8 protein-coding genes and 1 pseudogene are annotated in these 11,833 nt (G+C 58.6%); all 9 read left to right on the top strand.

Annotated elements, in window-relative coordinates:
* Positions 1–87 precede the first annotated feature (87 nt).
* Positions 88–930: an AAA family ATPase gene (locus tag ACZ5K9_RS09580; RefSeq protein ID WP_464273953.1), complete on the top strand. Its 843-nt coding sequence runs from the start codon at positions 88–90 to the stop codon at positions 928–930.
* Between the two features lie 79 nt (positions 931–1,009).
* The gene (locus tag ACZ5K9_RS09585) at positions 1,010–2,209 is read left to right on the top strand and encodes a hypothetical protein (RefSeq protein WP_464271114.1); all 1,200 of its coding nucleotides are present in this window, start codon (positions 1,010–1,012) and stop codon (positions 2,207–2,209) included.
* 2 nt (positions 2,210–2,211) lie between these two features.
* Positions 2,212–2,964, top strand: coding sequence for a tRNA lysidine(34) synthetase (locus ACZ5K9_RS09590; protein WP_464271115.1), 753 nt, complete (start codon positions 2,212–2,214; stop codon positions 2,962–2,964).
* 72 nt (positions 2,965–3,036) lie between these two features.
* Positions 3,037–5,678 (top strand): annotated as a pseudogene (gene polA / locus ACZ5K9_RS09595) (DNA polymerase I).
* A gap of 118 nt (positions 5,679–5,796) precedes the next feature.
* Positions 5,797–7,134 carry a KamA family radical SAM protein gene (locus ACZ5K9_RS09600; protein ID WP_464271116.1) on the top strand — a complete coding sequence of 446 codons (1,338 nt, stop codon included), beginning with the start codon at positions 5,797–5,799 and terminating at the stop codon, positions 7,132–7,134.
* 12 nt (positions 7,135–7,146) lie between these two features.
* Complete coding sequence (locus tag ACZ5K9_RS09605) at positions 7,147–8,196, top strand: D-alanine--D-alanine ligase family protein (protein WP_464271117.1); 1,050 nt, start codon at positions 7,147–7,149, stop codon at positions 8,194–8,196.
* The gene (locus ACZ5K9_RS09610) at positions 8,196–9,977 is read left to right on the top strand and encodes a GNAT family N-acetyltransferase (RefSeq protein ID WP_464271118.1); all 1,782 of its coding nucleotides are present in this window, start codon (positions 8,196–8,198) and stop codon (positions 9,975–9,977) included. Before ACZ5K9_RS09605 ends, ACZ5K9_RS09610 begins: the two co-directional genes overlap by 1 nt.
* Before the next feature lie 226 nt (positions 9,978–10,203).
* Entirely contained in the window at positions 10,204–11,091 is an 888-nt protein-coding gene (locus ACZ5K9_RS09615) for a YitT family protein (protein ID WP_464271119.1), read from the top strand.
* Between the two features lie 14 nt (positions 11,092–11,105).
* Positions 11,106–11,825 carry a TerC family protein gene (locus ACZ5K9_RS09620; RefSeq protein ID WP_464271120.1) on the top strand — a complete coding sequence of 240 codons (720 nt, stop codon included), beginning with the start codon at positions 11,106–11,108 and terminating at the stop codon, positions 11,823–11,825.
* The last annotated feature ends 8 nt before the right edge of the window (positions 11,826–11,833 follow it).

The following is an 11,833-nucleotide window of genomic DNA, read 5'->3' on the forward strand; positions in this document are numbered from 1 at the left end:
CGAAATGCTCTATGATGGATGCGATCGGCCGAAATTCCACATCGGGGCGGAAGAGGACATCGCCCTCAGAGGAGGTGCACCGTGGTCATGGATTCCGGTTCCAAACGCTTTGAAGGCACCGACCGCTACTACCTCAATCCTGAACTGCGTGAGATCGTCAACATCGCCATCGCCATGGAAAAGCCCCTGCTGCTTACCGGCGAGGCCGGGACGGGTAAGACTCAGCTTGCCTTTGAAATCTCTCGGGCACTGGGCCTGCGCATGGAAGAAGCCCGGTGCAAGTCCACCTTCAAGGGGGAAGAACTCTGCTACGTCTATGACACCGTGCTGCGCTTGAACGATTCGCGCTTCGGGACAGCCGACACGGGCCGGGACGTCAACAACATCTGGGATTATATCCGCTTCGGGCCGATCGGACGGGCTTTCACGTGCGACGACCGCCGCGTGCTCCTTTTGGATGAAATTGACAAGACGGATTCCGACACCCAGGACAATCTTCTGGACGTGCTGGAGGATGGTGCGTTCATCATTCGGGAGATCAATCACAAGATCCAAGCGAAACGGCGTCCGATCATCATCATTACGAGTAACGCCAAGCGCGAACTTTCGGACCCCTTTCTGCGTCGCTGTTTCTGCCATTACATTCCCTTTCCGGGTCCGGAGGAGATGGTGAAAATCGTTCGGCTGCACTATCCGGATATCCCTGACGCCTTTTTGCGTGCGTCTTTGGAGACGTTCTATCGTCTTCGGGAAGAAGGGTTTGAAAAGCCTCCTGCAACGGCCGAACTTCTGGACTGGATCGGCGCCATGCGCTCCAGCGGCGTTCGGGGACCTGGTGCAGGGAAAGAAGTGGCCCATGTGGGGACGTTGCTCAAGAGAACCCAAGATATATTGAAATTTAAAGGCATTCGAAAAAGCGTGCGTTTTTGAGACGGGATCTTTTGAAAAAAGACGGCCCGTCCTGTCACGAGACATGTCGGGGCTTTGCGGACCCGCATAAGGGGAAACCATGATTGACTTCATCTACGGGCTGATTCGGGCGGGCATTCCCGTGAGCGTCCATTACATTTTGGAATTCTACCGAGGGCTGCGCTGCGGCATCGCCCGGGATCTGGATCGACTTTTTCTTTTCGCCCGGCTTGTTTTCGTCAAAAAGGTGGAGCACTACGACGCCTTTGAACAGGTTTTTCGACAGACCTTTCTCGGGGATCCCTCGGTGGAGCCGGAAGACTGGGAAGCTCTTCTTGGGGGGAAACCTTTCGAGGAATGGCTTCGCCGTGAGGTGGAAAGTGGACGGCTGCCTCCGGAAGCCCTCAGGGAATTTGACAACGAGGCCCTTATGGAGCGGTTTTGGCGCACCATCTTGGCCCAGGAGGGTGAACACCACGGAGGCAACACCTGGGTCGGCACCGGCGGCCGATCCCCGTTCGGACACAGCGGCCGACATGGGGGAGGGATCCGGGTCTATGGGGAGAGTGTCCACGGCACAGCCCAGAAGGTCATCGGGGCCCGGCGCTATATCCATTACAGCGACGACACCCCCTTGCGGAGTGAAAACCTTCGCCAGATTCTTTCCACGCTGAAAAGCCTGCGTCCCGTAGGTCCCGAAAACGAATTGGACGTGGACGCCACCATTTTCCGAACGGCGAAAAACGGGGGGGAGATCGAATTGGTTTTCCAAAGGGAACTGCGCAACCGGGTGGAACTCGTCGTTTTGGTGGACAACGGCGGCTCTTCCATGCTTCCATATGTGGATTTGGTGAGGACCGTGTTCAACAAAATCCGCGACAGCTTCCGGGACGTGCGGTTCTATTATTTCCACAACTGTATCTACGGCACCGTCTACGCCGATCCCCAGCGACGCCGATCGGTCCCGTGGGACAAGCTCCTTGCCGCCGGCAGAAAGACACGGCTCATCATCATCGGCGATGCCAACATGGCCCCTGCCGAGCTCATGGCCTCATACGGGTCCATCGATCCGGCCACGGCCATCCGCAAGCCCGGTTTCGTCTGGCTTCGGGAACTGCGTGAAGCGTTCCCGGTAAGCGTGTGGCTCAACCCCATTCCTCGGGACCATTGGGGGTGGAACAGTCCCACCATCGGCCGGATCGGCCGGATCTTCCACATGGAAGACCTCACCTTGGGGGGAATCAAGAGCGCCGTGGCGTACCTCAATGTTCAAGGCCAAGGAGTCGACCAGGCGGCATAAAGGTGGCCTACATCGACCAGAAAGTGCGCAAGTTGATGGGCAAAGCCATCCATGGCTACGGCCTGATCGAACCTGGAGATCGCATCGCCGTGGCCGTCTCCGGTGGCAAAGACAGCCTGCTCCTGTTGTGGCTGCTGCGCGATCGTCTGCGGCGCGTTCCCGTTTCTTATGAGCTGGTGGCTGTCCATGTGGATTTGGGGTTCGAGCCGAGCACGGCCGACCCATTGGAAGACTTTTTCCGAGCGGAAGGTTTTTCGTATCGCATAATCCGGACGGATTACGGGCTCCAGGCCCACGGCCCCCAGAATCGGGAAAACCCGTGTTTTTTGTGCGCCCGAAGGCGCCGAGCCGCCATTTTCCGGGAAGCGCAAACCCTGGGCTGCACCAAAGTGGCCTTGGCGCACAATCAAGACGATTTTATTGAAACCTTCTTGATCAACATCCTCTACGGATCCCAGACCGCCGGCATTGTGCCGCGCCAGAGTTTTTTCGGCGGCACGCTGGTGGTCATCCGCCCCTTGGCCTTAATCGATACGGAAAAGGTGGCTCGCATGGTCCGGCATCTCGGGTTGCCCGTTGTGGAAAACCCGTGCCCTTCGGCCGGAAGAAACGTAAGGACGGAAATCCGGGAGTTCCTGTTTCGCCTTTACCGGTCCAACCGGAAGATTCGGGGGAACATTTTTCATGCCATGAGTCACGTGAATCTGGAGTATCTGCCGCCTCCGTTGGTCCGGCGACCCCCTGAGGAGCTGTAAGAAATGAGCGAAGCAAAGCCGCCCCTTTACCTCATCGATGCGAGTTCCTACATGTACCGGGCTTTTTACGCCATGGGCCGGCGGCTCACGGCACCGGACGGCACGCCCACCCAGGCGGTTTTCGGCTTTCATCAGATGCTGCACAAGGTTCTGCGGGAAAAGCAGCCGGAACTGGTCTGCGTCGTCTATGATCCGCCCGGTCCCACCTTCCGCCACGAGATGTATCCCGCTTACAAGGCCACACGGGACCGCATGCCGGAGGAGCTGGTGGTGCAGGTGCCGATCATCAAGGAGATGGTGAATCTTTTAGGGATCCCTTCTTTGGAGGTGTCCGGATATGAAGCTGACGACGTCATCGCCACGCTGGTCAAGCTCGCCAAAGAAGCGGGGCATCCTGTGGTCATTGTCTCCGGGGATAAAGACCTTCATCAGCTTGTGGACGAGCCCCGTGTCCTCCAGTGGGATCCTCAGAAAGACGAGTGGTTTACGGCACAGGAAGTGGTCCGCCGGCTGGGGGTGCGCCCCGAGCAGGTTCGGGACCTTTTGGCCCTCATGGGAGACAGTTCGGACAATGTGCCCGGAGTGGCCGGAGTGGGGAAAAAGACGGCGGAAGAACTGTTGCGACATTTTGGAACTCTGGATGAACTCCTAAGGAGGGTGGAAGACATCCCCAATGCTTCCGTGCGCAAGAAAGTCGAGGCGGCCAAAGATCTCGCGCGGCTTTCCAGGGATTTGGTGAGCCTGCGTGACGACGCTCCGGTCGGTGCGGCGGTGTCGGAATGGCGCAGGCGCCCCCCACAGACGGCGGCGCTCGGAGAACTCTACGAACGGTTGGGTCTGCGTCGTTTCTTGGCCGAATTGGCCAAAGATCTTCCTTCGGAAGCGCCCGTCGCCGGACCTCGTCCGGCGGCTCGCCATGACCGGATCGTCAGGGACGAGGAGAACTTTCGAAAAATCCTTGAAGAGCTCCGGCATGTGCCCCTGTTGTCCATTGATTTGGAAACCACGTCCCAGGACGCCATGCGGGCCGATATTGTGGGAGTGGCCCTGAGCTGGCGCGTGCACGAGGCGGCCTACATTCCGGTGGGTCATGCGGGCCCGGAACAGGAAGCCCAACTGCCTCTGTCCGTCGTCCTGGACGGGCTTCGGGAATGCCTGGAAGCGGACACACCCAAAAAGGTCGGGCAGAACATCAAATACGAATGGGTCGTCCTGAAACGACACGGCGTGGAACTGCGCGGGATCGATTTCGATACCATGGTGGCCAGTTACCTCTTGGATCCGGGCAATCCGTCTCATCGCCTCGAACGCATCGTGGCCGAACACCTTGGGGAACCCAAATCGGCCTATCGGGACGTGACAGGATCCGGGGCCAAAGAGATCCCCTTTTCCCAGGTGCCCATTCCCGAAGCCGCCGCTTATGCCTGCAGCGATGCGGAAACGACCTTTCGGCTCGTGCCCGTCTTACGGAAGAAATTGGACGAATCGGGACTCTCCACATTGATGGAGACCCTCGAGCGGCCTCTCATCGACGTGCTGGCGCGCATGGAACTCAGAGGTGTCCGTGTCGATACGCAAAAGCTTCAGGAGCTTTCCAAGATCTTTGAGGAAAGGATGCTTCAGGAGGAGCAAACCATCTACCAGATGGCCGGCACCCCCTTCAATATCCAATCCCCGGTGCAACTGCGCGATATCCTCTTCGGCAAACTCCAACTCCCGATAATCAAGAAAACGAAAACGGGGCCTTCGACAGACATTACCGTTCTGGAAGAATTGGCGGCGCATCATCCCATTGTCGAACACATCGTCGCCTACCGGAGTCTGGCCAAATTGAAAAACACCTATGTGGACGCCCTCCCGCTTTTGGTCCACCCGCAAACGGGGCGGATCCATACGAGCTACAACCAAACCGTGACGGCCACCGGACGGCTCAGCAGTTCTGAACCCAACTTACAAAACATCCCTGTCCGGACCGAAGAAGGCCGCCGCATCCGTGAAGCGTTCGTGGCCGATGAGGGCCATGTGCTCCTTGCGGCGGACTATTCCCAGATCGAGCTGCGCATCTTCGCTCACTACAGCGGCGATGAACGGCTCCTTTCCGCTTTTGAGGCCGGCGACGACATCCACCGAAGGACGGCGGCCGAGATGTTTGGAGTGATGCCGCAGGAGGTCAGCGCGGAGATGCGGCGCCATGCCAAAACCATCAACTTCGGGATCATCTACGGCATGGGACCTTATGGATTGGCAAAGCAGCTGAAGATCAGTCAAACCAGCGCCAAGGCGGCCATCGATCGCTATTTCGAAAAATATCAAGGGGTCAAGCGGTGGATTCAGCAGGTGGTTTCAGAGGCCGAACAGCGGGGCTATGCGGAAACCCTTCTGGGCAGACGCCGGTTCATCCCCAGCTCCAGAGCCGCAACCGTACGGTGCGCCAACAAGGGGAGCGGCTTGCCGTCAACACCACGATTCAAGGCTCAGCGGCGGATTTGATCAAAAAGGCCATGATTGAAATCGACCGGGAAATCCGATCTCAGGGACTGGCAAGCGCCATGCTGCTCCAGGTCCATGATGAACTGGTGTTCGAGGTACCCACGGCGGAGTTGCCTCAGATGCAAGAGTTGGTCAAAGATCGAATGGAGCGGGTGCTCGACCTGCGGATCCCTCTGGTGGTGGACATGGGTTGGGGAAAAAATTGGGCTGAAGCCCATGCCTGAGCCTTAAAAAATTGTTTTTCTTCCTCGGCTTTTCGGGTAAATGGTCCGTGCGACGGAACCGTCTTTGCGGAATGTATGACTTATGAATTGAACGTGGAAACGACAGAAAGGGTACCAAATGGACAATACCGATCGACAATGGCAGCAGGAGACCTCTTCTTTTTGTGAAGAGTCGTCTGAGGCGGAGGAGCCTCCAAGCGAACCTCCGGGTGCCGATCCGGAGGATTCTACAGCCTCATCGCGGCGGGTCCCGCGTCGTCCCTCCCGAAGATCCGCCACAATGCCAATAGGGAACCGATCAAAAGATTTCAGAAAAAAACATTTCCCCAGCATCAGCCCCGCGCTTTGGAACGATTGGCGCTGGCAAGTGCAGCATCGATTCCGGTCGCTCAACGGACTGAACCGCATTCTGGATCTGACGGTCAAGGAATCCGCGGCACTGCAGAACACCACGGCGGGTTTTCCTGTGGCCGTGACGCCTTATTATGCAAGCCTTTTGGACCCGACCAATCCTGACCAGCCCTTGCGACGCTCCGTCGTGCCGCTGCCGGATGAATGGCTCCGCGGCCCCGAAGAGTCCGACGATCCTCTCGGTGAGGATCGGAACTCTCCGGTGCCGGGACTGGTGCACCGCTACCCGGACCGTGTGCTGTTCTTGGTCACGGGTTTTTGCTCCACCTATTGCCGGTATTGCACTCGATCCCGGGTGGTGGGCCGACACGGTGGAGGCGGCCATGCCGGCCGGCGTCAGTGGGAAAAGGCGATCGCCTACATCAAAGCGACACCCACCGTCCGCGATGTCCTCATTTCCGGCGGCGACCCGCTCACCTTGGCTGACGAAGCTCTGGGCTGGCTTCTCGATCGGCTTCGGGCGATTCGGCATGTGGAAATTATCCGGATCGGCACCAAGGTGCCGGCCGTATTACCGCAGCGGGTGACTCGGGATTTGGTCCGCCTGCTGCGTCGGTATCATCCCTTGTGGATGAGTTTGCATTTTACGCACCCGGACGAACTGACCCCTGAGACGACAACAGCGTGCGCCCGATTGGCGGATGCGGGCATTCCTCTGGGCAGTCAAACGGTCCTCTTGAAAGGCATCAACGACGACGTCATGACGATGAAGACCCTGTTTCAAGGGCTCCTGCGGCTTCGCGTGCGCCCTTACTACCTTTACCAGTGTGATCCCATCTCGGGCTCGGCACATTTCCGGACGACGATCCATCGCGGCCTGGAAATCATGGAAGGTTTGCGCGGCCACACCTCCGGCTATGCGGTGCCCTCCTACGTGGTGGACGCTCCCGGTGGAGGCGGGAAAATCCCACTCTTGCCGGATTACGTGCAGGGGGTGGATGGAGACGATCTGATCCTTCGCAATTATGAACATCGTCTTTTCCGTTATCCGAAGGCTTTCCAATCACCCCCGGGGCCGTGCCGGCTGGTTCATGAGGCGTTTTGAAGGATGGAGGCCATGAAAATCGGGCTGACGTATGACCTCCGGGATGTCTACCTGGCGGAAGGGTATTCGGAAGAAGAGACGGCCGAGTTCGACCGCGCCGATACCATCGAGGCTTTGGAAGCGGAAATCCGCGCCTTGGGTCATGAAACGGACCGCATCGGACGCCTTAAGGATCTGGTGCGCCGTTTAGTGTCGGGAGAGCGATGGGATCTGGTGTTCAACATCGCCGAGGGGTTGTTGGGGTCGGGCCGGGAGGCTCAAGTGCCGGCTGTTTTGGATGCCTACGGGATTCCTTACACGTTTTCCGATCCGGTGGCACTGTGTGTCACATTGGACAAATCGGTGGCGAAACGCCTGGTGCGCGACGCCGGATTGCCTACGGCGCCATTCGCCGTCGTGGGTGACGTGGAAGATGTCCAACACGTGGCGCTGCCGTGGCCCGTGTTTGCCAAGCCGGTGAGGGAAGGGACGGGAAAGGGGATCACCGCGGCTTCTAAGGTTGTGTCCATGAAGCAGTTGAGCGCCGTGTGCGAACGGCTCCTGAAGACGTTCCGGCAGCCTGTGCTCTTGGAAACGTTTCTGCCCGGCCGGGAATTCACCGTCGGTCTTTTGGGGACGGGGAAGTCCACACGAGCCCTCGGGGTCATGGAGGTCCTCCTTAGGGAGAACGCGGAGGCTGAGGTCTATTCCTACACCAATAAGGAATGGTGTGAAGAGCGGGTCATTTACCGGCTGGTCGATGACGAAGAAGCGCAAGAGGCGGTTCGGGTCGCCGTGGAGTCCTGGAAAGTCCTGGGATGCCGGGACGCCGGACGGATTGATCTCCGTTCTGACGGCGCGGGACGTCCCCATTTCCTCGAAGCGAATCCCTTGGCGGGGCTCCACCCTGAGCATTCGGATCTGCCGATTTTGTGCACGCTGATCGGGATGTCCTACCGGGAACTCATCGCGGCCATTCTGGATGAGGCTTCCGAGAGAGTGCGGCGGACGGCCGCCGCGGAGGAACCTTGGTGGAGCCGCACGCCTGTGGACCTCAAAGAGGCGAGGGAAGGAAACCTCTAATGCGGGCCGTGGTGCTTCATTCCCACGTGGCGCCGGATGCTCCCCCCGATGAGCTGGACGTTTTGGTGCAGGCTGACTTCCTGGGAGGAGCCCTCACGCGCCTCGGCTGGGAAGTGGTCAATCTGCCTTTCGGATCGGATTTCGGGGCCGTGCGCCGTGCGCTTCGACACCTACGTCCGGCGGTGGTGGTGAATCTTGTGGAAACCGTGGAGGGAACCGGGCGTCTGATCCACATGGTGCCCGAGATTCTGGAACTGGACGGGATCCCGTATACAGGATGCCCTCCGGAGGCCCTTTTTTTGACCTCCCACAAAGTCCTGACCAAGAGATGGCTTGCCGTCCGGGGTCTTCCAACGCCGGAGTGGTTTGTGCCGGATGGGGCACCCGGGCCGTGGCGTGGCTTGGTGTTGCCGAAAGCAATAGAAAACGCCCGCATGAGATCGGCGAGAGGGCGGGCCTTCGAAAGGGTTGAGCCGACAATGCGCGGACGCCGGCATGTGCCGGATCGGGGGGGGCGCTTTCTCCTGGTGAGGTCCCCTGGTGCAGAATCCCGGCGTTCCGCGGCGAGGCGCCGGGGTTCCCGGTCACGGTGGGTCGAGGGACGGGTGGGCGACGAAACTGCGGCGATGTTATCGGACTGGGCTTTCGGCATCGTCAAACCCATATGGGAAGACGCTTCCGTGGGAATCGACCAAGAGGCTGTCGTGGCCCTGCATCGATCCCAAGACGTGGAACGTGCCGTCGCTCGGGCGAGAAGCCGGTTCGGGCCCGGCGGTTTTTTTGTGGAACGTTTTATCGACGGACGGGAATTCAATCTCGCTTTGCTGGCCGGTCCCGACGGTGTCGAGGTGCTTCCCGCGGCCGAAATGTGCTTTGTGGATTTCGGCCCGGAACGGCATCGGATTGTGGACTATGACGCCAAATGGGCGGAGGGTTCCTTCGCCGAAAGCCATACGGTCCGATCTTTTGATTTTTGCGAGAAAGATCAGCCTGTTTTAGATCGACTGTCCGATCTGGCGCGCCGGTGTTGGGATCTTTTCGGGCTCAGAGGATATGCGCGGGTCGATTTCCGAGTGGACTCGGAAGGCCGACCCTGGATTCTAGAGATTAATGCCAATCCGTGTCTTTCTCCCGATGCGGGATTTATGGCCGCAGCCCGACGCGCCGGTCTGGAATTGGAGACGGTGGTGCAGCGTCTTCTCGAGGACGCTCTGGGAAGGCGGGGCGGTTTTTCCCAGGGGTCGTCGGCGCAAGGCCTGGCCCATGTGCCTGTCCATCCTCTGAAAAGCTCCGACGGAGATGGTTCGGTCACGTTGCGTTCGTGGCTGCGCCCCTCAGATGTGGAAGCGATCGCGGGGATTACGGCCCGAACGGGCTTTTTCAATGAGGAAGAGATCGCCGTTGCCAGAGAACTTGCCCAGCAGGGCCTCACCCGAGGGCCCGAGTCCGGCTATGAGTTCATCATTGCGGAACACGAAGGCGTCGTGGTCGGCTTTACCTGTTACGGTCCCGTTCTCGGAACCGCCGGCCGGTTCGACCTTTACTGGATCGTCGTGGATGCGGCATGGCAGGGACGCGGTGTGGGCCGACTTCTTCTTAAGGCTGCCGAGGCAGCCATAAAAAATGCCGGCGGCAATAGGGTGTATGTCGAAACATCTTCGCGGGATTTGTATGCCCCGACCCGCCGTTTTTACCTCCATGCCGGATATTCTTTTGTCGCCTCCCTTCCCGATTTCTACTGTCCGGACGACCACAAGGTGATTTACTGCAAGACGCTGTGAGGACCCGCAGGGAGCTCTGCTTTGGGTCTGTCATGACCTGTTTGAAGAGGCGTTTCTCTTGGGGATCGACTTGGGCATCCCAAAGAAGACGCCCGGTGTGGTATATGCGGCGACGACGGACGGCCGGCGTGGGGACGAGGGCCTGAGGAGGCGGACGGCCCAAAGGAAAATCGGATTCACGCCCACGCCTTATCGGGAAAAGGTTTGCATTCAACGGAGCTTAAGGATGAAGTTACGGAAAGACAACAAGCGCCGACCAACGGCTCGGGACTGGCGGTCTGTCGGCGTCAATCTGGGTTTAATTGTCATCGGAAGCCTGATCTACGTCCTGGGGATGAACGCAGTGCTCATTCCTCAGAAACTGCTGAGTGGCGGCGTCGTCGGAGTGGCGGTCATCATGCACTACCTGTATCCTGCCGTCGACGTGGGGCATGCGTACCTGGCCATCAACATTCCCTTGATGCTTTTGGGCTGGTTTTCCATCAGCCGCCGTTTCATGGGATACACTCTTTTCGGCATGGTGTTTTTTTCTTTGGCGGCTTCCTGGGTGAAAGTCCCGGCTGTCACCCTGAGCGATCCTCTGCTCGCCGCGCTGCTCGCCGGGGTGTGGTGCGGGCTGGGGGGTGGGATCGTCCTCCGGTCCCTGGGGTCCGCCGGAGGGCTCGACATTTTGGCGGTGTACCTGAACACGCGCTGGGGAATTCGCGTCGGAATGACGTATACGGCGGCCAATGTGGTCGTGCTCGGCGTAGGCGGCTACTTTTTCGGCCTTGAAAAAGCTCTTTTCTCCATTGTCTATGTCTACGCAAGCGGGCGCGTCGTCGATGCCGTTATGGTCGGCTTCAATCGTCGGAAAATGGTCTTGATCATCACATCGAAAGCCCAGGAGGTTGCCGATTTCATCCTGCACGGCATCCGACGGGGCGTCACGTTCCTGAAAGGCTCCGGGGGGTATTCCGGCGAAGATCGAGATGTAATCCTTACCGTCACCACCCTAACGGAACTGCCTAAACTGAAAGAGGCGGTTTTCCAGCGGGACCCCCAGGCCTTTGTGATTATCAACGACACGTTGGAGGTTCTGGGCAAACGGCACGGAAGACTGAAAGTCTATTAGAAGGAAATTGGACAATGCTCGAGAACCTGTTCACAGTGGAAAATGCCGCGGCCTTGGTGACCCTCACCGCCATGGAATTGGTCCTAGGGATTGACAACATCGTCTTCATTGCCATCGTGACTGCGCGACTGCCCAAAGAACGCCAGGAAAGCGCCCGCCGTCTTGGGCTTTTCGGAGCGATGTTCTTGCGTATCGGTTTGCTTCTCACCATCACCCTCATCATGCGGCTCACCACGCCCCTTTTCCACCTGCTTTCCCATCCCGTATCGGGGCGCGATCTCATTTTGCTCGCCGGAGGGCTTTTCCTGATCGGCAAAGCGACCCATGAAATCCATAACAAACTGGAAGGTCCGTCGAAACGTGTGGAAAAAGAGGTTAACATCCATTCCGATTTCGCGTCGGTGGTGTTCCAAGTTCTCTTGCTCGACGTCGTTTTTTCTTTGGATTCCATCATCACCGCGGTGGGCATGGCCCGACATTTAACCGTCATGATTCTCGCCATCGCCCTCGCTGTGGGGGCGATGATGCTCTTTGCCGGCGTGGTCAGCACCTTCATTGACCGACATCCCACATTGAAAATCCTGGCCCTGAGCTTCCTGCTGCTCATCGGGGTCATGTTGGTGGCGGAAGGCTGCGGAAAACACATCGAAAGGGGCTACATCTATTTTGCCATGGGTTTTTCCGTCTTTGTGGAAGTCTTGAATCTCAGGGTCCGGAGACAGGCGCAGACGTGATGATCCCA

This window comes from Desulfosoma profundi (assembly GCF_055387865.1).